Origin of the sequence: Roseburia hominis, assembly GCA_040702975.1 — a bacterium.
Classification (GTDB): domain Bacteria; phylum Bacillota; class Clostridia; order Lachnospirales; family Lachnospiraceae; genus Allocoprococcus; species Allocoprococcus hominis_A.
This window is the reverse complement of the sequence record CP159990.1, coordinates 3,798,315-3,824,666: the sequence shown is the minus strand read 5'-3', so window position 1 is coordinate 3,824,666 and position 26,352 is coordinate 3,798,315. Positions and strand designations below refer to the sequence as shown.

Here is a 26,352-nt window from a genome sequence, read left to right as displayed (position 1 = left end):
ATACACTCTGCAAAAATGTTGTAAATAAGGTGCAAAAAAGTCCTTTTATATGTTAGAATATAAAGGGACTTTTTTATAAAAACTTTCTGAGGCGGAAGTGTTTTATAAAGGAGGACTTATGAATAAAATAACGGTGCACATGACAAAAGAGACATTATATGATTTTCTTTTATTCCATGCCTATTCAAAATTTAGTGGCTTTTTGACCAACATACTGGGACTTGCCATTGCATTTCTTGGAATTTCCATGTATGTGACAGGAAGGACAGATGCCTTGCATCTGGTGTTCTATGTGGTCGCAGCAGTGATCTTTCTGGGTTACACGCCGTTCCTGCTCAAGACGAGGGCAAAGAAGCAGGTGGAGGTCAATCCGGAATATAACGGTCCTGCGGAGTATACATTTTCGGATGAAGAGGGCATCACGGTGAGATGGGCGAACGAGCAGGAGAAGCAGTATAGCTGGGAAGAGATCAAACGTGCGGTAGTAACGCCGAAAACGATTGGAATCTATTATGAGGCAGAGAGGGCTCTGATCATTCCGAAGCAGGATTTTGGTCAGGAATTTACCCCTATTTTCCAGATGATCGCCAGGCATCTCGGTATGAATAATGTGAGAATGAGATAACATCCGCACCGTTCGGAGGTTAAGATGGAAGAGCGCAGACGGGAGATCCTGCAGGAATTAAATGAATACGGTAAAGTGAGGGTGGCAGATCTGAGTAAACGACTTGGCTGTTCGGAAGTGACGATCCGTAATGACATCAAGGTCATGGACAGGGAGGGGCTGCTGAAGCGGATTCATGGCGGTGCACTCCGCCTGGATAAAGGAGTAGACAGAAAATACTCCGCGGAGAGTATTTACCGGAATACGGCCCGCAAGCGCCAGATTGCAGCCTGTGCCTACGAATACATTGAGGACAGAGATACGATCATCATTGACGACGCGTCCAGCAGTTTTTATCTGGCGGTGTACATTAAGGAGCACCCGGAGAAGCGGATTGCCGTGGTGACGAATTCCCTTTTGGTGGGGAATGAATTGGCGGATGTACGCCACGTAGAGCTTTATATGGTAGGCGGGCATGTGGGAGGACACCTTGCGGCGACGATGGGAGATTCCGCACTCCAGAATATGGAGCAGTTTCATGTAGATAAAGGATTTATCGGTGTGCATAGTATTAATTTTGATGTAGGGCTGACCTCGATCGCGACTCCGCAGATGCAGATTAAGCGTGCTATATTAAAGGCGGCATCGCAGGTATTTGTTTTGGCGGACAGCAGCAAATTCGGTGGAGGATATGTGTCGGTGATCTGTCCGGTCAATCAGGTGTATAAGATCATCACGGATTCCCAGATTGCGACGGAATATGTGAGAAAAGCAGAACGGGAACAGATTCCGCTGGTTGTCGCAGGAGAACGGAGCAGATAGCAGCTGGATTTTGGAAAATGGCTTCCGGCAAGGCAGATGTTCAGGCAAATCGGGAGTCTGGGTAAGAGAGTATGAGATATGACAGAATAAAAAGGGGACGTTTTATTGAGCGTCCGAATCGGTTTATTGCCCATGTGGAGATAGAGGGGCAAAAAGAAATCGTACATGTGAAGAATACAGGACGCTGCGCCGAGCTTTTTGTGCCCGGTGCAGTTGTTTATGTGCAGGAAAATGACAGTCCCGGAAGAAAGACGAAATGGGACCTGATCGGGGTGGAAAAAGGGGAGAAGATGATCAATGTCGACTCCCAGATTCCCAACTATGTGGTGAAAGAATGGATTGAAGAGGGAGGTCTTTTTTCCGACGTCCTTCTGGTGAAACAGGAGGTGACATATGGGTCTTCCCGGTTCGACCTGTATGTGGAGCATGGACAGAAGAAAACATTTATTGAAGTGAAGGGCGTTACACTGGAGGAAGAAGGACGGGTGCGTTTCCCGGACGCCCCCAGTGAACGGGCGGTAAAGCATGTGGAGGAACTGGTAAAGGCGGTGGAGGAAGGGTATGAGGCATATATCCTTTTTGTGATTCAGATGAAGGACGTGCGCTATTTTACGCCGAATCGGGACACGCATCTTAAGTTCGCCGAGGCGCTTGAGGCTGCGGCGAAGGCCGGAGTGAAGGTACTGGCGTATGACTGCCAGGTGACGCAGGATTCAATCAGGCTGGCGGATTCGATTCCGGTAGCGCTGGACTGCCAAGAATACCTAAGTGAACGTTCGGTGGACGATCATCTCGGTTGCCAAGCATGCCTAAGTGAACGTCCAGTGGACGTTCATCTCGGCAAGGATCGTCTTTTGGCTCTTGCAGACCCGCTCATAACATGGTACCGCGGGAATAAGCGAGATCTTCCCTGGCGGAAGACAAATGAAAACAGGCAGGAGACAGCCTATCATGTGTGGGTATCGGAAATTATGCTCCAGCAGACCCGCGTGGAGGCGGTAAAGTCCTATTATCAGCGCTTTTTGGAGGCTCTGCCGACGGTAGAGGACCTGGCGGAAGCGGAGGAAGACAGGCTTTTAAAGCTGTGGGAAGGGCTGGGATACTATAACCGTGTCCGCAATATGCAAAAAGCGGCCAGACAGGTTATGGTGGATTTCCACGGAGAGATTCCGGGGAGCTTTGAAGCTATATACAGCCTTGCCGGAATCGGAAGCTATACGGCGGGGGCAATCGCATCTTTTGCATTCGGCGTTCCAAAGCCTGCGGTGGACGGCAATGTGCTGCGCGTGATTTCAAGGCTTCTGGCAAGCTATGAGGATATCATGAAAGCGTCCGTAAGGAAGAAGATAGAGGAGAGCCTGGAAAAAGTGATCCCGGCCGATGCGCCCTCTGATTTTAATCAGGGCCTGATCGAGCTGGGGGCGCTCATCTGCGTGCCGAACGGGGCGCCCAAATGCGAAATCTGTCCGGTCAGTCACCTGTGCCGTGCAAGAGAACTGGGGTGCCAGATGGAGCTCCCGGTCAAAAAGAAGGAAAAAGCCCGGAAGATTCAGCCAAGAACAATCCTGCTATTCAGGGATGGAGGGAAAGTTGCGATTCGCAAACGTCCTGCCCGCGGGCTTCTGGCGGGCCTCTATGAATTCCCGGGACTTGAAGGTCATCTTACGATGGAAGAAGTGATCGCATACAGCAAAAAGATCGGACTTAGTCCGATCCGTGTGGAGCCATTGCCGGAGGCAAAGCATATATTCAGCCATGTTGAGTGGCAGATGAAAGCTTACATGATTCGTGTCGATGAGCTGGAAAAGAAATGCACGGAACCGCTTCTTTTTGCACCGTTTGAGGAGATCCAGAAGACCTGGGCGATTCCGTCGGCATTTTCCGCTTATATACCCTATGTGTCTTCCTGGACGAAAGGGTAAGACCGGGTTAAATGGTCTGTCGTGCAAGCACAGAGATTCTCGTCTCCGATGGAACATATACAATCTGGTACATGAAATATGCCATCACGCCGGCCGCTACCACGTCCACGACGGAATGCTGCTTTAAAAACATGGTAGACAGGACGATCAGCACGGTCAGGATAAAGGAACCCTTCTGTACCAGGCGGGATTGCCGGAGCTTCTCGCTGTGTGAGATTGCAATATAACATGCGATGGAATTATACACATGCAGGCTGGGCAGAACGTTCGTAGGCGTATCTGCCGCATAAAGGTGGCGTACCAGGTCGATAAAAATATTTTCCCGGGTAAAGACCTCCGGGCGCAGATTCAGACCGTTCGGAAAGATCGTGCAGATGATCAGGAATATGGTCATACCTGTAAACATCAGCGTTGTCAGTCTGAGATATCCTTGCTTATCCGTGAACAGGAAATAAAGCACCGTTACTGCAATAAAGGCGAACCACATCAGGTAAGGAATGATGAACACTTCGATAAAGGGAATGAAATCATCGAATACCGAATGGATCACAAAGTAATCGCTGGTGACGGTCTTTTCCAGATAACCGAACCATGCCATATAGACCAGCCCGTACAACAGGATACAGGCATGACTGTATTTGTGGATAAATTGTTTTATCGTCAATCGAATCGTATTCAAAGTAACAGGACCCCTTCATAATAGAAAATGTCAAACTCATATGTGATGGCGTAGTATTTTTAGAATAAAATTAAATTTCTTATGCAAACGTCAAAATTCTCATTTATCGTCGTGGTATAATGTCGGCAGACATTATACCTGCGCATAGATTTCTGCGTTCACCGCAGAAATATGGCGCTAAAATCCCCCAGAGGGGCCATGATTCGAAGAATCATGGTTAGTATATCATCAATCGGGTTTCTAAACAACCATCTTCATAAAACATTCACATTTTTTTATCGATATTTTAATGAGTGTACGAGGCTGTTTTGGCCGGAAGTTCAAAAATGTACATATCAAATTGATGGTGTGCTTTTTGGTAGGCTTTCGGCGTGCGCAGCGTCCACACGGCAATCGGGGTGTGAAACAGCCTGTGGACCAAAAGCAGACTGAGATTCTCGCTGTCTGCCAGCTTGTAGGAGATAAAATCCGGGCGGCACAGGATATTTGTCAGTAAAAACTGTACACAGAGCCGAAACAGATAGTGAGGCTTTCTCGGGAGTTTGACAGTTAAATAATGGAAAAAGTACTTGCAGGCCCCATAAAGCCTGTATTTTTTTGTCAAATCTTATTCGTTTTGTTGTGGCTATTTGTAGCTATATGTGGTATAATAAGGATTAGGAGGTGTTTGCCATGAAACTTACAGTAAGCAAATCGAAAAATTCTGCATCCTTTTATGTACAGAAAACAATCCGAAAACCAGATGGCCGTGTGACCACTGTCACAGTTGAAAAACTTGGCAACCTGACAGAAGTCACCGCAAAAGCCGGTGGTAAGGATCCCTATGTATGGGCACAGGAGTATGTCAATGAATTAAATCGCAAAGAGTATGATGAGAACAAAGAAATCCTTATCAGCTATTCTCCTTCAAAGCTCCTGAAGAAAAATGAACAGAAGCTTTTTAACTGCGGTTATCTCTTCCTGCAGAACATTTATTATAGTTTGGGGCTGGACAAAATATGCAGGGATATTTCCTCCCGTCATTCTTTTGCTTATGATTTGAATGATGTCCTTTCGAAGCTTATTTATACAAGAATTCTTTATCCATCTTCAAAACTGTCCTCCAACAGACAGGCCACGAAATTTATTGAGCAGCCCACATTCGAACTGCATGACATCTACAGGACCCTTTCTGTCCTTTCGGAAGAAAATGATCTTATACAGGCACAGCTTTATAAAAACAGCCAGAAGGTCTGCGAACGCAGGAAAGATGTCCTTTATTATGACTGTACGAATTACTTCTTTGAGATTGAAGAGGCAGATGATCTGCGCCGCTATGGAAAATCCAAACAGCACCAGCCCCTCCCTATCGTTGGTATGGGACTGTTCATGGATCACGACGGCATTCCGCTGGCCTTCGATATTTATCCCGGAAACAAAAATGAACAGCCCACTTTGAAACCACTGGAGCAAAAAGTACTCCGCGATTACGGACTTGACCAGATCATCGTCTGTACAGATGCAGGGCTTTCTTCCAAGACAAACCGGAAGTTCAATGACAGAAAGATTAATGGTGTACAGCTCCGTAGTTTTATTACCATACAATCCATAAAACAGCTGCCTGACTATCTCAAGGATTTTGCACTTGATCCAGACGGATGGCACCTGCCAGGTTCTGATGAAACCTTTAATCTCAACGAGATCGATGAAGCAAAGAATTATAAAAACATTTTTTATAAGGATCGCTGGATCAAAGAGGACCTCTCCCAACGGAAGATCAAAAAAGGAGCCCAGCCATTAGAACAACATCTGGTCGTTTCTTTTTCTCCAAAATATAAAGCTTATCAGAGGAAGATCCGGAACGGGCAGGTCGAGCGTGCACAGCAGCTTATTAATGATGGGAAGTATAAACAGCGTCCCAAGAACCAGAATGACCCGCACAGATTTATCTCCAGAGAGAAAGCAACCAAAGATGGAGAAGTCTGCTCAGAAGAGATCGTGTATCTTAATACAGATGCAATCCGGGAAGAAGAACGTTATGATGGTTTCTATGCTGTATGCACGAACCTGGATGATATGAGTGTAGAAGAGATCGTAAGAATCAACAAGAAGCGCTGGGAGATTGAAGAATGTTTCCGGGTCATGAAAACGGAATTCAGGGCCCGCCCCGTATACCTTCAGACAGAAGACCATATCCGTGCCCATTTCATCACTTGTTTTATAGCACTTGTTATCTACAGGATTCTGGAAAAGGAACTCAAAGAAGCCTATACATGTGAGGAAATCATAGATACTTTAAAGAACATGATGATGGCCCGCCCCGGTGAGAAACTGGGGTACACACCCGTTTATACAAGGACGGATCTGACGGACAGACTACACGAAACAGCCGGATTCCGTACCGATTATCAAATCATAACTGATGTAAATATGAGGAAAATAATACGAGCCTCAAAGAAGAAAAAGTAATAATATATAGCTACATTTTGAACAACAAAAAAATCCGTAGAAAGCTTGATTTTACAGCAATCTACGGATTTTTACTGTCAAAGATGGGAGTATATCATCAATCGGGTTTCTAAACAACCATCTTCATAAAACATTCACATTTTTTTATCGATATTTTAATGAGTGTACGAGGCTGTTTTGGCCGGAAGTTCAAAAATGTACATATCAAATTGATGGTGTGCTTTTTGGTAGGCTTTCGGCGTGCGCAGCGTCCACACGGCAATCGGGGTGTGAAACAGCCTGTGGACCAAAAGCAGACTGAGATTCTCGCTGTCTGCCAGCTTGTAGGAGATAAAATCCGGGCGGCACAGGATATTTGTCAGTAAAAACTGTACACAGAGCCGAAACAGATAGTGAGGCTTTCTGTCAGAGCGGGTCAGTGCACTGGAGAGCTGTCCGCGCAGGATATGCGGCGCATTTTTATAAAACCAGCGTACTCCAAGGGTATTAAAAGACTGAATCAGAAATTTCCCGCGATAGTCTTTTAAAAGCTCCCAGGCGTAAGCGCAGAGGCGCATGTCGCGGGAGGGGAGCTTTAGCTCCACAAGCAGGGGTACGCGCCCGTCGATGTAGTCCAGAACATCGGAAAACAGCGGAATCCGCTCTGCGGTTCCTAAAAGATGCAGATTTCTGAGCTCTGCCAGAGTATACTCCTCGATGGTGCCGGGAACGCCGCAGATGCGGTCCAGCGTATCATCATGAAAGACGACCACCTGATTATCACGGGTGATATGGATATCCAGCTCAATGGCCAGATTCCTTTTGACGGCCTCTTTAAAAGCGGGCATGGAGTTCTCGGGAACCAAGGCATTTGCATTGTGAAGTCCCCGGTGGGCATAGTCCCTGCCGAGAAAAGGAACCATATCACGTCGGCGTGTCAGATTGGGCATGATCAAGTATAAATAAAGCAGAATGCTCCCAATAAGGATGCCGAGTATGATGATAAACAGAAACATGAAGCGCCTCCTCTAAAATATGAAATATGATAAATATATAGTCCATATAAGTGCGCAAATCATCGCACGATTACGTGGACGAAATCCGGAATTACTGAAAACGAGATCTTCCGAACCGGCGGCAGCGGTTCTCCGTCTGAGTGCACGGGAAGTGCAAGGGAAGAAGTAATGTCTGCCTTTTTGCAGCGATAAATATGTACCCCCTTCATATGGATATGCTTCCCGGTAAAAACGGTAGGAAGAATGGTGATCAGAGCCCTGAGCTTTGAAATATCGGCGATCACGATCAAATCCAGGTAACCGTCATCGGGAAGTGCATTCGGACAGAACATACAGCCGCCGCCCTCATATCGCAGATTCATGGCAGCCGCAAAATACGCCCGCTTAAAATGCAGAGTTTTTAAGTCGTCCAGAGTGGTGGTCATCTCAGAAGGCTTGTAGCAGATCAGCCGGACCAGGCCCATTCCTGCGTAGGCCAGTCTGCCCAGATGAAAGCGGTTCAGCAGCTTTTTCAGACCGGAAGCGTCAAGCCTGTGGCAAATATCGGCATCGTAGCCAATCCCCGCACTTACGGCAAAACGGTGGGTGGTCTGGCCAAAACGGATCTTTCCCAGATCCAGATGCCGGATAGAAGAGGGCGCAAGCACTGTGGCCAGTGCCTGGTCGGCATGGACGGAAATCCCAAGCCCACGTGCAAAATCATTGCCGGAACCGAAGGGAATATATCCCAGGGTGGTCTTGCCCGAATAGCGGATTCCGTTCACCGCTTCGTCGATGCTTCCGTCGCCTCCCAGAACGACCAGCGTGTGGGATCGTCCGTCCCCCGTGATTTTAGAAACAAGCTCCGTGGCGTGATGAGGCCCTTCGGTAAAATGTACCTGATACGGAGTCTGGCTGCAGGAAAGCCTTTGTCTGGTGTTTTCCCAGACCGACTTTCCAAGACCGGAACGCGCACTGGGATTTACGATAAAATGTAACATAAGTTGTCCCCCTCAATCTTTTGTATGCATGACAAGTGAAAAATATGAGAATATGCTTCTATAACGCAGAATTCAAATATTTACCAAGGCATCTGCCTTCTATCCTATTATATTTTATCCTGGAAAACTTCGCAATAGAGAGATAGGTAATATAAGAGAAAATGAAAAAAACGGCGCCTCCCGAAAAGGAGACGCCATTCCGTTTTATATTATGTGCCGAGTTTCATTGGCAGCAAGCCGGGAAGACATGCCTGCATGTTCATCCGGCGCTTGCCTTAGCTTCGACATCGGGAAATTATTGCGGTTTCCGCGGCATTTCCCATGCATTATGATCGGTATGCAGAAGCATATGTGCCTTGTGAGACAGCGGTTTTTCCATGAAATCCTCATAGAGCTTCAGGACATCCGGATTCTCATGAGAGAAGCGGATCTTGCAGTTTTCGTCCAGGAAATACAGGTTCTCGCCACGTTCATGGGCCAGCTCCTGTCCGTCGTGGATTGGTTGTCCACCGCCGCCGACACAGCCGCCGGGACAGGCCATAACTTCTACGAAATCATAGTGAACCTCGCCACGCTCAATAGCCTCGATCAGCTTTCTGGTATTGCCAAGGCCGCTGACAACTGCAGCGCGGACCGTTGCATCGCCGAGCGTCACCTCCGCCTCGATCACACCGGTTCCAAAAGCAGGACTTCTCACTGCTTTAAATGCGTCCGGCTTGGGATTCTTTCCGGTTACCAGATAATGTGCGGTTCTGAGAGCCGCTTCCATAACGCCGCCGGTAGCGCCGAAGATGACGCCTGCTCCGGACCATTCTTTCATCAGTGGATCGCACTCACGATCTACGAGGGTCTCCGGATTGATATGTGCAGAACGGATCATGCGGGTCAGTTCGCGGGTGGTAAGAACCACATCGGTATCATGTCCGGCATATTCTCCGTAGAACAGTTCCATATTGCTCTCGCCCTTCTTGGCTACGCAGGGCATAATGGATACGGTGAACATATCTTCCGGTTTTACGCCGATCGACTGAGCGAAATAGGTCTTCATTACGGCGCCGAACATCTGCTGTGGTGATTTCGCGGTGGATAACTGCGGAACCAGATGCGGATACTGGGATTTGATGAAACGTACCCAGCCCGGGCAGCAGGAGGTGAACATCGGTCTTGATTTCAGTTCTCCTTTTGTAAAACGCTCCAGGAATTCATTGCCTTCTTCCATGATGGTAAGGTCGGCAGTGAAGGAAGTATCAAATACATAGTCAACGCCAAGCTTCTTAAGAGAGTCCATAATCTTTCCGACTGTAGCCTGCTCAAGCGGAAGTCCGAGTGCTTCGCCCCATGCGGCACGTACTGCCGGCGCTACCTGGGCTACAACGACTTTCTTCTTGTCAGCGATCGCATCCCATACCCTGTCGGTGTCATCACGCTCACGCAGAGCGCCTACCGGACAATGGGTGATACACTGGCCGCAGAGAGAGCAGTCTGCATCGGTAATCTTGCGGTTCCCGGAAACTCCGACGGTGGTTCTGGAACCGGTACTTGTTACGTCCCAGATATGCAGGTCCTGAATCTTGTCACAGACCTGGATACAGCGCATACACTTTACGCATTTTCTGGAATCCCGGATCAGTGGGAATGTCTTATCCCACGGTGTGTCTTCAAATCTTTCCTTAAACGGAAGATCAATAATGTTAAAATCATTTGCAATTTTCTGCAAGGTACAGTTTCCGCTGCGCACACAGGTCGCACATTTGCAATCGTGCTGAGAAAGAATAAGCTGCACCGTTCTCTTTCTTGCGGCACGGACCTTGGGACTGTTGGTGTAGATCACCATGCCTTCCTTTACCTTGTTGTTACAGGAGGTAATCAGTTTATCCATGCCTTCCAGTTCCACTACGCAGACACGGCAGGCTGCGATCTCATTGATATCCTTCAGATAGCAGAGCTTCGGAATCGGAATATTTACACTGGCAGCTGCCTCCATGATCGTCGTACCCTCGGGTACGCTAACAGCGATATTATCTATTGTTAAATTTACCATAATTTTTCCCGGCCTCCTTTGAAAATGCCGTAGCCGAAGTGGTCACAGCGCAGACATCTGCTTGCTTCCTGTTTTGCTTCTGCTTCGGTCATGCAGTTTTCTACACCGTTAAAGTCACATACACGCTCGCATGCTTCGCGTTCGGTTATATTGACTCTTCCGCACGGCGGGCGGTCGTCAAGACGTGCTTCCGGAATCTCCACATCACAGCCGATCTCATGGTGGAATCCCAGATATTCGTCGATATTGGCAGCTACTACCTTGGCAGCAGCAATGGCTTTGATCACAGTTGCCGGGCCGGATGCACAGTCACCGCCGGCAAATACGCCCGGAATATTGTCGAATCCGCCGTATTTCTGGGTCAGAATCTTACCGCGCTGTACCGGAACGCCAGCTTCCTCGAAGTGCTGGTATTCGATATCCTGACCGATTGCTACGATCAGTGTCTGGCACGGAATAAATACATCAGGCTCTCCTGTCGGGCGTACACTGGCACGTCCGTCTTTGATCTTGCTGATCATCTGCGGAGTCACATAAATACCGGTGACATGTCCGTTCTCATCTGTCTCGATGCGGGAAGGAGCCATCAGAGTCTTTACCTCGATACCCTCTGCGATGGCGCCCTCGATCTCAGCGGGAAGAGCGGTCATATCGGCTACCCTACGACGGTAAACGATGCTGACCTTCTTAGCGCCCAGTCTTCTTGCAGTACGAACGGCGTCCATAGAAACATTTCCGCCGCCGATTACGGCAACTTCCTGTCCGGTCAGATCCGGATTTTCGTTCTTGCCTACGTCGCGGAGGAACTTCACTGCGGAGAGAACGCCCTCTGCCTGCTCGCCCTCGATGCCCAGCTTCTTGTCGGTGCTGGCGCCGATCGTGATCAGAACGGCGTCATATTCTTCGCGAAGACTCTGAATCGTCATATCTTTACCGATTCTCTGGCCGAAACGAACTTCCACGCCGGTCTCGAGGATCGCATTAATATCGTCGTCCAGTCTGTCTTTCGGAAGACGGTAATTCGGGATACCATAACGCAGCATACCGCCGAGTTTCGGCAGCATCTCAAATACGGTCACCTGGTGGCCCATAAGCTGCAGATAATAAGCAGCGCTGAGTCCTCCCGGGCCTCCGCCGACAATGGCTACACGTTTGCCGGTGGACGGTCCGCATTTCGGAGGCGGTACCTTTCCGGCGTAATCAGCAGCCATTCTCTTAAGGCCGCGGATATTGACAGCATCATCTACCATGTTCCTGCGGCAGCGGGCCTCGCAGGGGTGCTCGCAGATAAAGCCACAGGTGGTCGGGAACGGATTGTCCTTTCTGATCAGGCGGATCGCGTCGGCATAGCGGCCTTCCCCAACAAGTGCTATGTAACCCGGAATATCCACATGTGCAGGACAAAGTGAAACACACGGAACCGGCTGGGTGTACTGGCAGGTACATTTCCCCTGGTGGATATGTTCTTCATAATCCTGCCGGCAGCCCATCAGGCTCTTGTAAACCATATGTGCAGCCTCGTAACCGATGGCACAGTCGGCACCGTCCATAATCGCAAGCGCCAGATCTTCCATCAGGTCCAAAGTCTCCATAGTTGCTTTTCCATTCAGTACATCAGTCAGCAGGTTTTTAAGCTGCCAGAGACCGATACGGCATGGAACACATTTCCCGCAGGTCTGCGCGTGGCACATCTCCAAAAATGCACGCGTCATGTCTACGGGGCATAGTCCCGGAGGACTAGATTCGATTCTTCGCTCCAGATCTTTGTAAAGCCCCTCAATTGTAAGCTGAGCCTTCCCCGGAGTAGGAATTTCTAATCTGCTCATAGTTTCAATCTCCTCTTTGTAAAAATATTTGGACACACTTATGTGTACATTGTACCTGAGAAAGTACAATTGTGCAATAAAAGTTAAAAAAATGTCAGAATGTTTTTTCAGTAGTCATCGGTTGAAAAACGTGGTGCCCAAATTGTCTGAAAACTGTGAAAAATTTAACATGATTGTGGAATGAAACAAACAGGAGAAAAGGACAAATAATGGCACACCGCTGAAGGAAAACGCATATGTTTCTGCGTTTACATGACAAAGAGTTTCATGGTATACTATTAACACTTATAAAATAAAAGAAAGGTCGTTAAAACTATGAAAGTGACAGATTTTGGTGTAACCACAAAAGGACAGGAAGCAAAGCTTTACACATTATCGAACGGAAACGGCATGGAGGTTGCAGTCAGCGATTACGGCGCCGTGTTAGTACAGGTCATTGTGCCGGATAAAGAGGGAAATCCCTGCGATGTCGTGTTGGGATATGATGAGGCGGCAGGTTACGAGGAAGGCGGCCTGTTCCTGGGAGCAGTCGTAGGACGAAGCGCGAACCGAATCGGAGGTGCGGTGATCGAAGTAGACGGTAAGACCTACGAGCTTGCGAAAAATGATAACGGCAACAATCTTCACAGCGGTCCGGATTTTTATCATCTGCGTATGTGGGAGGTAAAAGAGACTGCGGACGATCATGTGACCTTTGCTCTTGACAGTCCGGACGGTGATCAGGGTTACCCGGGGAATCTTCATATTGAAGTAACGTATACTTTGACTTCGGATAATGCATTGAAACTGACTTATCATGCAGTGCCGGATGCGGACACCGTGATCAATCTGACAAATCACAGCTATTTCAATATGGATGGACATGCTTCCGGCGATGTGATGGAGCAGGAGGTATGGGTAGACGCAGATGCATTTACGCGGGCAGATAAAGAATCGATTCCGACAGGAGAGATTCTTTCGGTAGAAGGGACGCCGATGGATTTCCGCACGAAGAAACCATTGGGACGTGATATTAATGACGATTACGAAGCACTGAACTTCGGTATGGGCTACGACCACAATTGGGTTTTGAAAAATGAGGGACAATTTGCAAAAGTTGCTGAGATGTCTTCTAAAAAGAGCGGAATCACGATGGAGGTCTACACCGATCTTCCGGGCATGCAGGTCTACTGCGGTAACTTCATCATAGAAGAAAAAGGAAAGGGCGGAGCCAAGTACCACAAACGCCAGGGCTGCTGTTTTGAGACACAGTTCTTCCCGGATGCTATTCACAAAGAAAACTTCCAGGGACCGATCTGCAAAAAAGGGGAAACATACGATACTGTTACGATGTATAAGTTCGTATAGAAGATATCTATAAGCGCGGTTTATATATTAGAATAAGTGATTGGACATTTTGCAGGGGGCTGCGCTATAATAGGTTTCAGAAAGAGGTAGCCAATACCAATTAATTGCAAAATTCCCTTCTAAAATTAAAAGAATCTCTTAGGAACGCTTGCCTAAGAGGTTTTTTTATTCGTTCTATTCCGGATTACGAAGTAGAATCTTTCGCAAATCAGTGGTATAATTTGAAATGAATTCGAAATAAGTTTATATTTGCAAACAAGGAGATAAATATGGTTCCTATCATTTTTGCCAGTATTTGCTGTGCCTATCTGGGCATAGCTTCGCTGATAAATTACTATAGAGATGAGAAGAAAGAATATATACTGGTAATTGGAGAAGTTGTGCGTAGCGATAGAAACAAATTTTATCATAGAGGATATCATGGTATTGGATATATACCAGTAATTGAATATAGTTACAATAATAACGTTTATCAGGTAAATCATAGGGTTAGCTCTTCTAAGTATGGGAAAAATATGGAAATTGTTCCAAACTCAAAATATCATATTGGCGATAAAGTGGAGCTCAGAGTATATGTGGATCAGCCAGAGCATGCACTTATAAATGACAGAAATAATATTCTACTGCCACTCTATGTCGGAATCCCGCTAACCCTATTAAGTATAGTACTTTTATGTGTTGCAATAATCAACTGATCCCGTCCAGATAATGTCCGATAGACCTGCGGATATTTCCTTCAAAATCAGTATCCCCACTATACAGACACCACTCAAATACATTACCGATTACCAGCATACGGATATCGGTCAGAATCTGTTCCAGAGGCAGCTTCAGCGTCAGAATCCCGGCGTTTATCGCATTTTTCAGATAATTCTCCACGGTCACAATCGGGTAAGGCCGCTCGGTACGGATTGTAGGGTTCAAGGCCAGATTTTTCGGCGTATAGTAATTTGCCATAAACTCCACGCCTAATTCCCGACAGTAGCTTGCGTAGTTTAAGTAAACATGGATAATTGCGATCTTTGCCTCATCCCAGCTCTCCGGCAGTTCAAGAAGGTCAGGGTTAATACTAGGCTGTTCCTCGATATAATAGGAAAGCAAATCGTCCTTAGTCTTAAAATGGTGGTAGAAACTCCCGTTGGAGACGCCCGCCTCATCACAGATATTCTTTATGGAAAGCTGTTCATAACCCTTCTCTTGCAGAATCTTCTTCGCCGCATGGAAGATGCGGGTCTTGGTCTCTCTGGATTTCTGCTGCTGTCTGGACAGCGGTTCGTTTGTTAAATTCTTCATGTAATAATCCCCTTATGTTAAAATCTTTCATCAGTATAACACAACTTTTCAGCGATTTCAAGAAAACAGAGTATACTCGGAATTGTAAAAATACTCTTTAGGTCATCTTTAGGTCAAGGAAGAAGAAAGGCTTGAGAAAGAGGAGAAAATCGTCTATACTTTTAATTGTGCAAAGTTGACTTATTAGGTGGAGTGAATGCGATAAAATAGAAAGAGGTTATATTATATGGATATCAATCAAAAGATCACAGAGGAACTTGGCGTACAAAGATGGCAGGTAGATGCTGCCGTAAAATTGATTGACGAGGGAAACACCATCCCCTTCATCGCGCGTTACCGTAAGGAGGCGCATGGCACGCTGGATGACGAACAGCTCAGAAAATTATATGAGCGTTTGACGTATCTGCGGAATCTGGAGGAGAAAAAAGAGCAGGTGTTATCCAGCATTGAAGAGCAGGGCAAGCTGACGCCGGAGCTTAAGGCTCAGATTCTGGCGGCGCAGACGCAGGTGCTGGTGGACGATCTCTACCGCCCTTACCGTCCAAAGCGAAGAACCCGCGCGACCATCGCAAAGGAGAAGGGATTGGAGCCCTTGGCGGTACTCATTTCTCTGCAAAATGCAAAAGAGCCTCTGGAAGCGCTGGCGGCTTCCTATATATCAGAGGAAAGAGGCGTTGCAAATGCCAAAGAAGCTATCGATGGGGCGAAGGATATCCTGGCGGAATCCATTTCCGACGAAGCAGATTACAGGACGCGTATCCGAAATATGACGATGAAAAAAGGCGTATTGGTATCTGTTGCAAAAGATGAGAAGGCGGAGTCGGTTTATGAGATGTATTATGATTTTTCCGAACCGGTCTCAAAACTTGCAGGGCATCGGGTGCTGGCGCTGAACCGTGGAGAGAAAGAAAAATTCCTGACTGTGAAGATCGAAGCCCCGGAGGAGGATATTATCCGCTATCTGGAGAAAAAAGTGATCCGAAGAGACAATCCGTACACGACTTCGGTGTTAAAAGAAGTGGTAGAGGACAGCTATAAACGTCTGATCGCCCCGGCGATCGAGAGGGAAATACGGAATGATCTGACCGAAAAGGCGGAGGACGGTGCGATCCTGGTGTTCGGAAAGAACCTGGAACAGCTCCTGATGCAGCCTCCGATTGTAGGGCAGGTCGTGCTGGGCTGGGACCCGGCTTTTCGTACCGGCTGTAAGCTGGCCGTAGTGGACGCGACTGGAAAAGTGATCGGGACCACGGTCATTTACCCGACTGCCCCCACCACGCCGCAGAAGATTCAGGCGGCAAAGGATCTGCTTAAAAAAATCATTCCGAAGTATCATGTCACCCTGATCTCTTTGGGAAATGGAACGGCGTCCAGGGAGTCTGAGCAGTTCATCGTGGAGCTTTTGAAGGAGATTCCGCAGAAGGTGCAGTATGTGATTGTGAATGAAGCGGGTGCTTCCGTATATTCAGCCAGCAAACTGGCCACCGAGGAGTTCCCCAAATTCGACGTAGGGCAGAGAAGTGCCACCTCTATTGCAAGGCGTCTTCAGGACCCGCTTGCCGAGCTGGTAAAAATCGATCCCAAATCCATCGGCGTGGGACAGTACCAGCACGATATGAATCAGAAGAAGTTAAGTGAAGCGTTAGGGGGAGTGGTAGAGGATTGTGTAAATAAAGTAGGCGTTGACTTAAATACCGCGTCCGCACCTCTTCTTTCCTATATTTCCGGCATTTCCGGTACGCTGGCAAAAAATATCGTAGCTTACCGGGAAGAAAATGGAAAATTCGAAGATCGGAAAGAACTTTTAAAAGTGCCGAAGTTAGGGCCAAAGGCATTCGAGCAGTGCGCCGGTTTCATGCGGATTACAGGTGGAAAGAACCCGCTTGATGGGACCAGCGTGCACCCGGAATCCTACGAGGCGGCGACAAAATTGCTGGAAAAACAGGGATTCAAGCCGAACGATATCATTGGAGGTAAATTAATCGGACTGTCCCTCACGATCAAAAACTATAAAAAATTGTCGGAGGAACTGGGAATCGGAGAGATTACCCTGCGGGATATTGTAAAAGAGCTGGAAAAGCCGGCCCGTGACCCGAGAGATGAGATGCCGCGCCCGATCCTTCGGACAGACGTGTTGGAGATGAAGGATTTAAAAGAAGGCATGATGCTGAAAGGAACCGTGAGAAATGTCATTGATTTTGGCGTGTTCGTGGACATCGGGGTACATCAGGACGGGCTGGTGCATATTTCCCAGATTACAGACCGTTTCATCAAACACCCGCTGGAAGCAGTCAGCGTGGGTGATATCGTGGACGTAAAGGTAATGAGTGTGGATCTGCAGAAAAAGAGGATTCAGCTCACCATGCGGGGAATTCAGAAATAGACAATGGAGGACGTTCTATGTTCGGATATGTAACCGCTTATGAACCGGAATTAAAAGTGAAAGATTTTCAAAAATATAAGGCGTATTACTGCGGGCTCTGTCAAAGCCTGAAGGATCGCTACGGTACTTTGGGACAGCTTACCCTGACCTATGATATGACCTTTGCAATCCTTCTTTTGACCTCGCTTTATGAGAGCGACACGAAGATGTCTACGCATCGCTGCAAGGTGCACCCGGTGAAGAAGCAGGCCATGCTGCAGAATGAGATCACGGAATACGCTGCGGACATGAACCTCATTCTGGCGTATTACCATATGAAAGATGATTGGCTGGACGAGAAAAGCGTCAGCGGTTTTGCCGGGACCTGTGCGCTCAGAAGAAAGGTGAAAAGGGCGATTCTCAGATACCCCAGGCAGAGTACGGTAATCCGCAGGGAACTTAAGAAGCTTGCCAGGTATGAGAAAGAAAATATCATGGAGATCGACGGCCCTGCGGGCTGCTTCGGAAGGCTTATGGAAGAACTTTTCCTCTATAAAAAAGACCAGTGGGAGATGCCGCTTCGCAGATTGGGATTTTATCTGGGGAAATTTATTTATATCATGGATGCCTATGAGGATCTGGAGAAAGATATAAAGTCCGGCAGCTACAATCCGCTTAGGAATCTTTCCGGGGAAGCGGACTACGAAGAACGCTGCCGGGAGATGCTCTGCATGATGATTGGAGAGTGTACGGCTGAATTTGAGAAACTTCCCTGCATTTTAGACGTAGACATTTTGCGAAATATATTATATGATGGAGTGTGGAAACGTTTTAATAAATTGCAGGATAAGAAAAGAGAGGAACAGAAAGTATGACAAAGAATCCATATGATGTCCTGGGTGTGTCTCCCAGTGCATCAGATGACGAGATAAAAAGAGCTTATCGGGATCTGACGCGCAAATATCATCCGGACGCTAATGTGAACAATCCGCTGGCCGATCTGGCTGAGGAGAAATTCAAAGAAGTCCAGGAGGCTTATGACACGATAATGAAGGAACGGGAGCGCGGCGGCTCCTCGGGCTACGGAAGCTCTTCAAGTTATGGTTATGGATATGGTTATAATGGAGGCTATCAGAGGAATACTTCTTCCGGTGGTTCGCAGGATGTGGAGATGCAGGCGGCGTATAATTTTATCAATAACCGCAGATTTCAGGATGCGATCAACCTGCTGAACCGGATGCCCAACCGGACTTCCGAGTGGTATTACTTAAGTGCTGTGGCCAATGCGAATATCGGCAATAACATCGTTGCCCGTGATCACGCAGGCCAGGCGGTAAATATGGAACCTCACAATCCGCAGTATCAGCAGCTGTTGAACCAGCTTAGCTGGAATACACAGCGTTATCAGAACAGTCCTTACGGAAGCGGTTATGGTTATGGGAACAACAACAGTACGCCCTGCGGAACCGGAAATATGTGCTGTGATCTGATGATTGCGGATCAGTTGTGCGAATGTATGGGAGGAGACCTTTGCTCATGCATGTAAAAGCAAAGAAAATAGCATTTGGCGGACTTATGCTGGCCCTGACAGAGATCTGTATCGCACTGGGAAGCGTGCTGGAGATGAACACGTTGTTTCTGCTGGCGGCAGCGTCTTTCTTTGTTGGAATTATGCTTCGGGAAACAGGAGTCGGAACCGGGGCGGCATTTTACCTGGCAGGAGTCCTGCTCGGGATTTTGATCTCACCAAATAAACTGTATGTGGTTTCTTATGCAGCGATGGGATTTTATATTCTGGCGATAGAACTGGTATATCGAAAACTCGGGACAATGAAAGGAAATGTCAATCGCCAGGCTTTATTCTGGACGGCAAAATACCTCATTTTCAATTGCATGTTCCTGCCGGGGATTTTGCTTTTTCAGAAATTACTTTTTGCAAGGGAACTTTCAGTGGTTATGCTTGCGGTGATATGTGCGTCAGGGCAGATCGGGCTTTTGCTTTATGACAGGGCCTATGAATTTGTACAGGGGAATATTTGGAATAAAATGCGGGGACGCTTGCTGGGTTAGCAGGCGCCCCTTTATCTCGGTACTGTTTTATTTCTTCAAATCCTCAATGTGCTCCAACAGGCGTTCTTTTTCTCCGGGGAGAGATCCTGTCATCTTGATAATATTTGTAGCATGCGTTGTATCGAATTCCGTAGTTTTTCTCGCTTCCAGATTTTGAAGGAGCGTCTTTAATTCTTCCAGCTTCTCCTCCGAACCTGCAGGAATAAAAGTTCCGTTTTTCGTCATTTCTGAAAGCTCTGTTGTCTCAAATATGGTCAGATTCATGGTCACAATTTTACTGGAATCGAACTGATTTAACATAGCAGCGGTCTGCCTGGCATTTTCTACACATTTCCCTTCGCCTGCCAGTCCATACATGATAATGGAGTTGAAGGGCAGCTTCGCTTCATTCAGTTTTTTCCCTGTTTCCACTGCCTGGGCTACTGTATGGCCTTTTTGAACAAACTTAAGAACTTCCTCACTTCCGGTCTCGAAACCAATATATAGAAGTCCGAGACCCGCTTTATGTAATTCTGCAAGCTCTTCCGTTGAATATTTGTGGACCGTTCTGACCGACGCATAGGCGGCCACGCATCCACAATATGGGAAATATTTGTGAATTAATTTTAAAATCTTACTCATTCGCTCAAATCCCACTGCAAGAGGGTCTGCGCCGGTCAGAAAGACTCTGTCTGTGTATGGATCTCCGTTTAGCAGTTCGTATTCCATATCCTGAAGTGGTATTTCGCTGTAGGCGTCGCCTGTGTACATCGCGCAAAAAGTACATTTATTATATGGACATCCTGTTGATACAGGAACTAACATGGTTTTGATTTCACTTTGTGGAAAATGAATCTGTTCTTCTTTAAACATAAGGTACCTCCGGGAATTTTGTGTTTTTTGTATAATTACTTACATTTTAACACCGGGGCTGGTAATGTACAATCTGACTTTTAAACAAAACAGGAAAACCTGGTCATAACAGGACGACCGCGTTAGGATAAAAACGGTTTGGCAGTATCAATAGGCTATAAGCGCATTGAGATTGGTTTTTAAATTGTTTTTTATTGTTCTAAAAGTCCGGATTGTTTAGCAAAGGAAGGAATGGTATAATATTAGTGTAAAGTCAAGTGGAAGAGGGAATGGTTTATGATATATTATAGTAACGCAGTAGTAGATAGTATATGAAGAATGGTTTTAGTTTCAGTGATGTTATCATATAATATTTTGTATACCCAAAGAATAGGAGGCAGGTAATATGTTGGCGGTAAAGGGAACTATACAGGGCAATGTTGTTGTTATAGAAGATGGAGATATAAGAAATTACGAAGGAAAAGATGTTATAGTTACTATTCTTGATTATCCATATAAAGAGCAGCGGAAAAAGGTCGATTTGACGAAATATGTGGGGAGAGGAGAAAAACTATTTCAGTCAGATGCACAGGAAAGTATAAGGGAGATGCGAGATAATGACAGGATATAATAAAGTGTTTTTAGATACAACGCCTATTATTTATTTTCTGGATAATGATGTGAATTTTGGGAGAAAAGCCAGAAATATTCTGGAGGAGATTTTGGAAGATGAGAAACAAATTGTAACGTCAGTCATTACTTGCGCGGAGTATTTAACGTTTCCATATAGAACTCATAATACTGAAAAATTAGAGGCGTTTTTTGATTTCGTATCGGATTGTGGTATTCCACTATATTCTGTGGATGGGGAAGTTGCTAAGAAAGCGGCTAAAATTAGAGCTGAATATAAGGATTTTAAAATGATGGATGCATAGCAACTGGCAAGTGCATGTGTGCAAGAGTGTGATTTGTTTTTGACTAATGATAAACAGTTGAGAATGTTTAAAGAAATTAAGTGTGTTACTGTTGAAGAATGGGTCTAATGTCATATAACCTTATGACAGGATAGAAACAGGTGCAAATGATAAAAAAAGTTCTTGTATGCTGCTTCACAAAGGAGTATAATAATCTACATAATAGAATAATGGTTCTTCAGGGCAGGGTGTAATTCCCGACCGGCGGTATAGTCCGCGAACCGTTTAAGCGTTCACTTAAGCGGCCGATTTGGTGCAATTCCAAGACCGACAGTATAGTCTGGATGAAAGAAGAAGGCGAATGGATTTTTTTGTATGAAAACATGTAACCAGTGCTCTGAGGTGGAATCATTTCAGAGCATTTTTTATTTCATAGGGTGCGTCCTATGAAATAAAAACGCTCCGCGAGGATCGCACTGCGGCGAAGGGAAATTATGTCGCTAAAGTGACCCGCCGCAGGCGGAGAATCCTGCGGAGCAGATTCTTTTTCATTACCATGCATATACTAACTGCATGGCAGTATGAGAAAAAAAGTGTCTGTACATGTGATTTTGTCTCGGGCAGTGATGCGCATAAGAGCGGCATTTTCATCAAGAAAACAAGAAGTCCACTACATCTTAAAACAGATAGCCCTACAGCGTTTTTGCGAGGGCTATTTTTTGATCAGACATACTTAAGTGAATGCCCAGTGGACATTCATTTTGGGTGTCTTTGGTTTGGTTATTAAAAACCATCAGAAAACTTTAAAACGAAAGAAGGAAGCAAAATGACAGATCATGAATATATGGAGCGTGCGATCAGCCTTGCCCGTTTGGGAATCGGCTGGACCAATCCGAATCCGCTGGTCGGAGCCGTCATTGTAAAAGCCGGGCGAATCATCGGAGAGGGGTATCATGCGAAATATGGTGAGATGCATGCAGAACGGAACGCATTTGCGTCTCTTACCGAAGATGCCAGGGGGGCCACACTCTATGTGACGTTGGAGCCATGCTGCCACTATGGGAAGACACCTCCTTGTACCGAGGCAATCCTGGAGCACAAGATCGCGAGAGTGGTCATCGGTTCCCGCGACCCTAATCCCAAGGTGTCCGGAAAAGGCGCCGCGATTCTGCGCGATGGGGGCGTTCGGGTGGAAGAAGACTTTATGCGGGCAAAATGTGATGAATTAAATCTCATATTTTTTCACTATATTGAGACCAGAACCCCTTATGTGGTGATGAAATATGCTATGACGGCAGACGGAAAAACCGCGACTCGGACTGGAGCTTCCAAATGGGTCACCGGAGAGGCCGCCCGCAGGAAGGTGCAGGAAATGCGTTATACCTACTCCGGAATTATGGCAGGAATCGGAACCGTACTTGCCGACGATCCCCTGCTAAATGTCCGGATTCCAGGTAAACGAAGCCCAGTGCGCATCATCTGCGACAGCCATCTGCGAATTCCCGAGGACAGTAGAATCGTGAGGACAGCCGGAGAATATCCGACGATCATCGCATGTAGTGATGGCGCGCCAGAGAAAAAGGAAACGCTTCGTCGATGCCAGATTGAAGTTCTGGAGGTGCCGGATGCGGATGGCAGAGTAGATTTAAAAAGACTTATGCGGATTCTTGGAGAACGCAAGATAGACAGCATACTTTTGGAAGGCGGAGGAACCTTGAATGACAGTGCACTGAAGGCCGGAATTGTGAAAGAGGTAAAGGTGTTTGTCGCTCCCAAAATATTTGGCTCCTACCAGGCGCCCTCTCCGGTTGGAGGGCTTGGAACTACGGCGCCGGACGAAGCGATGCGCATGAAGCTGCAGAATGTTTCCGGAATCGGAGAAGATTTACTGATTGAATATCTTTTATGACAAAGTGGAAAGCAAGGCACCTGTTTGAAAGAAGGGGAAGAAATTATATGTTTACGGGAATCGTAGAGGAGGTTGGCAAAATTCGTCGTATAGATTTATGTGGCAGATCAGGAAAGATTTATATAGAAGCGCATAAGGTTCTGGAAGGAACAAAGATTGGTGACAGTATTGCGGTAAATGGAATCTGCCTTACAGTCACTTCCGTGCAGAGCGATGGATTTGCCGCCGATGTTATGGCAGAGACGGTCCGGCGCAGCAGTCTGAAACATGCCGCTCGGGGAGATTTGGTGAATCTGGAGCGTGCTATGGCGGCAGACGGGAGATTTGGCGGTCATATCGTTTCCGGCCATATTGACGGAATCGGGACCATTTGGAATTACCGCCGGGAAGAAAATGCCGTTTGGGTCACCATCAAGACTTCCGGGGGCATTTTACGGCTCATCGTCGAAAAAGGTTCTATCTGCATCGACGGCATCAGCCTGACGGTCGCGGGGGTGGGAGAGGATACGTTTCAGGTTTCGGTTATTCCGCATACTGGAGAAGAGACGACGCTGCTTGGGCGAAGACAGGGAGACCTGGTGAATTTAGAAAATGATATCGTGGGCAAATATGTAGAGCGCCTGTTGAAAGTTACTGAAACTGACGCGAAACCTTTACGGAAATCCGGACTTACGATGGAGTTTTTAGAAAAATATGGAATATAGGAAAAAATTATTATTTATTTGTAAGGTGATGAATCGGGTAGACATATTTGTGGGAATTGGTTGTGGAATTTCCTACGACGGAGCAGTTTATAGCCGCGTAATATACGCATCAATACAGGAGGAAGTAAAATGGAATATAAATATAACACGATTGAGGAAGCGCTTAACGATCTGCGGGCCGGAAAGATTATTCTGGTAACGGACGATGAAGACCGGGAAAACGAAGGCGATATGATCTGTGCCGCCGAATTCGCGACTCAGGAAAATATCAACCTGATGGCAACCTACGCCAAAGGGCTGATCTGTACGCCCATGAGCGCCGGGATTGCCGGAAAGCTGGGACTGCCCCAGATGGTGGCGGAAAACACGGACAACCACTGTACTGCATTTACCGTATCGGTGGATCATATTGATACCACCACCGGAATCTCTGCCGCAGAACGTTCTTATACGATGAGGAAGCTGGTGGAGGAAGACACAAAACCGCAGAACCTAAGGCGTCCCGGTCATGTATTTCCTCTGGTATCAAGGAAAGGCGGCGTTCTGGTAAGAAACGGCCATACAGAGGCTGCGGTAGATCTGATGCGCCTTGCAGGACTGAAGGAATGCGGGATCTGCTGTGAGGTAATGGAAGAAGACGGAACGATGATGAGGGCTCCAGGACTTTGGAAGCTGGCAGAAAAGTTCGGATTCAAGTTCATTACCATTCGCGAGCTGCAGGATTATTGCAGGATACACGAAAAGCATGTGGTAAAGGAAGCATGCGCCGATATGCCGACCAGATACGGACATTTCCGCATCTATGGCTATGTCAACGATATCACGGGAGAGCATCATGTGGCTTTGGTAAAAGGTGACATTGGAGATGGGGAAAATGTGCTCTGCCGTGTACACTCGGAATGCCTGACCGGGGATACGTTTGGCTCCCTGCGGTGCGACTGTGGGAATCAGCTCCAGACGGCCATGAGCCGGGTGGAAGCGGAAGGCCGCGGCATTATTCTCTATATGCGTCAGGAGGGCCGCGGAATCGGATTGATTAATAAACTAAAAGCCTACGAGCTTCAGGAACAGGGAATGGACACCGTGGAGGCGAATATTCAGCTCGGTTTTGCCCCGGACCTCAGGGAATACTGGGTTGGCGCGCAGATCTTGTCCGACCTGGGCGTGAAATCCCTGCGTTTGCTTACAAACAATCCGCTCAAGGTGTATGGACTTAGCGATTTCGGACTTGCGATTCGTGAGCGGGTTCCTATCGAGATCGCACCGCAGCAATATGACGCATTTTATATGAAAACGAAACAGGAAAAGATGGGACACATTTTCAAAAAGATTGTGTTGTAAATAGAAGATACATAGTATGAAGAAGGAGGAGAAAAATGAATCAGATCCACTTACTAGAGGGAAAAGTGGTGGCGCCGGAGGGAATGAAGGTGGCCATTGTGGCGTCCCGGTTTAATGAAATCATTGTGAACAAGCTACTCGGCGGGGCAGTAGACGGCCTGGTGCGTCACGGGGTAGAAGAAGACAACATTACTGCGGCCTGGGTCCCGGGAGCATTTGAAATTCCAATCGCGGCTTCAAAGCTGGCGGAGTCTGGAAAATATGATGCAGTGATCTGTGTTGGCGCCGTAATCCGTGGAGATACCAGTCATTATGATTATGTGTGCAACGAGGTTTCCAAGGGAATCGCCCAGGTAAGCCTTGCCACAAAGGTCCCGGTAATGTTTGGTGTGATTACTACGGAAAATATTGAACAGGCGATCGCGCGCGCCGGCAGCAAGGCAGGAAACAAGGGGTTTGACTGTGCCCTGTCTGCTATTGAGATGGTAAACCTTTTGGGACAGATGTGAGATGAGACCGACGCTGGTGCAGGAGAAATTTTCTGCATTGGTTTGAACGGATACAGTATTATATTTTAAACTGCAGAAGGAGAGAAAAAGATGAACACAGATGTAAATACAAACACACGCACAAACACAAAACGGAAAACAAATGTAAAATATATTGCACAGATCGGAATGTTGGGAGCGATTGCGGTCGTACTTATGTTATTCGAGATTCCCCTTCCCTTTGCACCCAGCTTTTACGAAATTGATTTCAGTGAGGTTCCGGTCCTAATCGGAGCATTTACCATGGGACCGGCGGCAGGCGCACTCATTGAGCTGGTGAAGATCCTGCTCAATTTCCTGATCAACGGAACCGATACGGCAGGCGTGGGAGAAATCGCCAACTTTCTGATCGGCTGCGGCCTCTGCCTTCCGGCTTCCCTGATTTACCGGAAACTGCACACCAGAATGGGCGCGGTCATCGGTATGCTGAGCGGCACGGTTGTTATGGCGTTCGTTGGGTGCTTTTTGAACGCATATGTTCTGCTTCCGGCTTACGCCAAGGCCTTCCAGATGCCGATTGATGCGCTGGTAGCAATGGGCAGCGCAGTCAACCCTGCCATTGACAGTCTGTTGACCTTTGTGGTATTTGCGGTAGCTCCGTTTAACATTTTAAAAGGTGCTTTGGTATCGCTGATCGTATTTTTGATTTATAAGAAAATCAGTCCGATTTTGAAAATGGGACGAGAAGCATAAACAGGCAGGAGAGTATGTCATAA

At 47.0% G+C, this 26,352-nt stretch carries 24 protein-coding genes and 1 riboswitch; of the genes, 17 read left to right on the top strand and 7 right to left on the bottom strand.

What is annotated here, in order from left to right; translation table 11 throughout:
- Positions 1-118 precede the first annotated feature (118 nt).
- The 3 genes from ABXS75_17705 to mutY all read left to right on the top strand — a co-directional run bounded on the left by ABXS75_17705 (position 119) and on the right by mutY (position 3,348).
- The gene (locus ABXS75_17705; protein XCP84846.1) at positions 119-625 is read left to right on the top strand and encodes a YcxB family protein; all 507 of its coding nucleotides are present in this window, start codon (positions 119-121) and stop codon (positions 623-625) included.
- A 24-nt stretch (positions 626-649) separates the two neighbouring features.
- Positions 650-1,426: a DeoR/GlpR family DNA-binding transcription regulator gene (locus ABXS75_17700; protein ID XCP84845.1), complete on the top strand. Its 777-nt coding sequence runs from the start codon at positions 650-652 to the stop codon at positions 1,424-1,426.
- A 71-nt stretch (positions 1,427-1,497) separates the two neighbouring features.
- Positions 1,498-3,348: an A/G-specific adenine glycosylase gene (gene mutY, locus ABXS75_17695; GenBank protein XCP84844.1), complete on the top strand. Its 1,851-nt coding sequence runs from the start codon at positions 1,498-1,500 to the stop codon at positions 3,346-3,348.
- Positions 3,349-3,355: 7 nt separating this feature from the next.
- Here the strand turns inward: mutY and ABXS75_17690 are convergent, their stop codons facing one another.
- Entirely contained in the window at positions 3,356-4,027 is a 672-nt protein-coding gene (locus tag ABXS75_17690) for a phosphatase PAP2 family protein (GenBank protein ID XCP84843.1), read from the bottom strand.
- 672 nt (positions 4,028-4,699) lie between these two features.
- Here ABXS75_17690 and ABXS75_17685 point away from each other — a divergent pair.
- On the top strand, positions 4,700-6,475 hold the full coding sequence (locus ABXS75_17685) for an IS1634 family transposase (GenBank protein XCP84842.1): 1,776 nt from the start codon (positions 4,700-4,702) through the stop codon (positions 6,473-6,475).
- Between the two features lie 155 nt (positions 6,476-6,630).
- Here ABXS75_17685 and ABXS75_17680 read toward each other — a convergent pair whose 3' ends face one another.
- The 4 genes from ABXS75_17680 to ABXS75_17665 all read right to left on the bottom strand — a co-directional run bounded on the left by ABXS75_17680 (position 6,631) and on the right by ABXS75_17665 (position 12,317).
- Positions 6,631-7,470 (bottom strand): glycerophosphodiester phosphodiesterase family protein, encoded by an 840-nt coding sequence (locus ABXS75_17680; GenBank protein ID XCP84841.1) that lies wholly within the window; start codon positions 7,468-7,470, stop codon positions 6,631-6,633.
- A gap of 59 nt (positions 7,471-7,529) precedes the next feature.
- Positions 7,530-8,450, bottom strand: a complete 921-nt coding sequence (locus tag ABXS75_17675; protein XCP84840.1) for a diacylglycerol kinase family protein — start codon at positions 8,448-8,450, stop codon at positions 7,530-7,532.
- A 295-nt stretch (positions 8,451-8,745) separates the two neighbouring features.
- Entirely contained in the window at positions 8,746-10,491 is a 1,746-nt protein-coding gene (locus ABXS75_17670; protein XCP84839.1) for a [FeFe] hydrogenase, group A, read from the bottom strand.
- Positions 10,485-12,317, bottom strand: a complete 1,833-nt coding sequence (locus ABXS75_17665; GenBank protein ID XCP84838.1) for an NAD(P)-binding protein — start codon at positions 12,315-12,317, stop codon at positions 10,485-10,487. The genes ABXS75_17670 and ABXS75_17665 overlap by 7 nt, the downstream gene beginning before the upstream one ends.
- 315 nt (positions 12,318-12,632) lie before the next feature.
- Between ABXS75_17665 and ABXS75_17660 the strand changes: the two genes are divergently transcribed.
- On the top strand, positions 12,633-13,664 hold the full coding sequence (locus ABXS75_17660; GenBank protein ID XCP84837.1) for an aldose epimerase family protein: 1,032 nt from the start codon (positions 12,633-12,635) through the stop codon (positions 13,662-13,664).
- Positions 13,665-13,933: 269 nt separating this feature from the next.
- On the top strand, positions 13,934-14,359 hold the full coding sequence (locus ABXS75_17655; GenBank protein XCP84836.1) for a DUF3592 domain-containing protein: 426 nt from the start codon (positions 13,934-13,936) through the stop codon (positions 14,357-14,359).
- Here the strand turns inward: ABXS75_17655 and ABXS75_17650 are convergent.
- Positions 14,352-14,957 carry a TetR/AcrR family transcriptional regulator gene (locus tag ABXS75_17650; protein ID XCP84835.1) on the bottom strand — a complete coding sequence of 202 codons (606 nt, stop codon included), beginning with the start codon at positions 14,955-14,957 and terminating at the stop codon, positions 14,352-14,354. The two genes, ABXS75_17655 and ABXS75_17650, sit on opposite strands and share 8 nt — an antisense overlap.
- A 226-nt stretch (positions 14,958-15,183) precedes the next feature.
- Here ABXS75_17650 and ABXS75_17645 point away from each other — a divergent pair, with 226 nt between their 5' ends.
- The 4 genes from ABXS75_17645 to ABXS75_17630 are packed head-to-tail and all read left to right on the top strand — an operon-like array spanning position 15,184 to position 19,389.
- Positions 15,184-17,340, top strand: coding sequence for a Tex family protein (locus tag ABXS75_17645; GenBank protein ID XCP84834.1), 2,157 nt, complete (start codon positions 15,184-15,186; stop codon positions 17,338-17,340).
- Positions 17,341-17,357: 17 nt separating this feature from the next.
- Positions 17,358-18,194, top strand: a complete 837-nt coding sequence (locus ABXS75_17640) for a DUF5685 family protein (GenBank protein ID XCP84833.1) — start codon at positions 17,358-17,360, stop codon at positions 18,192-18,194.
- Entirely contained in the window at positions 18,191-18,865 is a 675-nt protein-coding gene (locus tag ABXS75_17635) for a J domain-containing protein (protein XCP84832.1), read from the top strand. The genes ABXS75_17640 and ABXS75_17635 overlap by 4 nt, the downstream gene beginning before the upstream one ends.
- Positions 18,856-19,389, top strand: coding sequence for a hypothetical protein (locus ABXS75_17630; GenBank protein ID XCP84831.1), 534 nt, complete (start codon positions 18,856-18,858; stop codon positions 19,387-19,389). The genes ABXS75_17635 and ABXS75_17630 overlap by 10 nt, the downstream gene beginning before the upstream one ends.
- Positions 19,390-19,416: 27 nt before the next feature.
- Here the strand turns inward: ABXS75_17630 and ABXS75_17625 are convergent, their stop codons facing one another.
- On the bottom strand, positions 19,417-20,241 hold the full coding sequence (locus tag ABXS75_17625; protein ID XCP84830.1) for a radical SAM protein: 825 nt from the start codon (positions 20,239-20,241) through the stop codon (positions 19,417-19,419).
- 385 nt (positions 20,242-20,626) lie between these two features.
- Here ABXS75_17625 and ABXS75_17620 point away from each other — a divergent pair, with 385 nt between their 5' ends.
- The 7 genes from ABXS75_17620 to ABXS75_17590 all read left to right on the top strand — a co-directional run bounded on the left by ABXS75_17620 (position 20,627) and on the right by ABXS75_17590 (position 26,329).
- Positions 20,627-20,851, top strand: coding sequence for a hypothetical protein (locus ABXS75_17620; GenBank protein ID XCP84829.1), 225 nt, complete (start codon positions 20,627-20,629; stop codon positions 20,849-20,851).
- Entirely contained in the window at positions 20,838-21,155 is a 318-nt protein-coding gene (locus ABXS75_17615; GenBank protein ID XCP84828.1) for a type II toxin-antitoxin system VapC family toxin, read from the top strand. The genes ABXS75_17620 and ABXS75_17615 overlap by 14 nt, the downstream gene beginning before the upstream one ends.
- A gap of 209 nt (positions 21,156-21,364) precedes the next feature.
- Positions 21,365-21,494, top strand: a riboswitch (FMN riboswitch).
- A 466-nt stretch (positions 21,495-21,960) separates the two neighbouring features.
- Positions 21,961-23,043 carry a bifunctional diaminohydroxyphosphoribosylaminopyrimidine deaminase/5-amino-6-(5-phosphoribosylamino)uracil reductase RibD gene (ribD, locus tag ABXS75_17610; protein XCP84827.1) on the top strand — a complete coding sequence of 361 codons (1,083 nt, stop codon included), beginning with the start codon at positions 21,961-21,963 and terminating at the stop codon, positions 23,041-23,043.
- A 47-nt stretch (positions 23,044-23,090) separates the two neighbouring features.
- Entirely contained in the window at positions 23,091-23,747 is a 657-nt protein-coding gene (gene ribE / locus ABXS75_17605; GenBank protein ID XCP84826.1) for a riboflavin synthase, read from the top strand.
- Positions 23,748-23,876: 129 nt separating this feature from the next.
- Positions 23,877-25,088, top strand: coding sequence for a bifunctional 3,4-dihydroxy-2-butanone-4-phosphate synthase/GTP cyclohydrolase II (locus ABXS75_17600; protein ID XCP84825.1), 1,212 nt, complete (start codon positions 23,877-23,879; stop codon positions 25,086-25,088).
- Between the two features lie 35 nt (positions 25,089-25,123).
- Positions 25,124-25,597: a 6,7-dimethyl-8-ribityllumazine synthase gene (gene ribE, locus ABXS75_17595; protein XCP84824.1), complete on the top strand. Its 474-nt coding sequence runs from the start codon at positions 25,124-25,126 to the stop codon at positions 25,595-25,597.
- Between the two features lie 90 nt (positions 25,598-25,687).
- Positions 25,688-26,329 carry an ECF transporter S component gene (locus ABXS75_17590; protein XCP84823.1) on the top strand — a complete coding sequence of 214 codons (642 nt, stop codon included), beginning with the start codon at positions 25,688-25,690 and terminating at the stop codon, positions 26,327-26,329.
- The last annotated feature ends 23 nt before the right edge of the window (positions 26,330-26,352 follow it).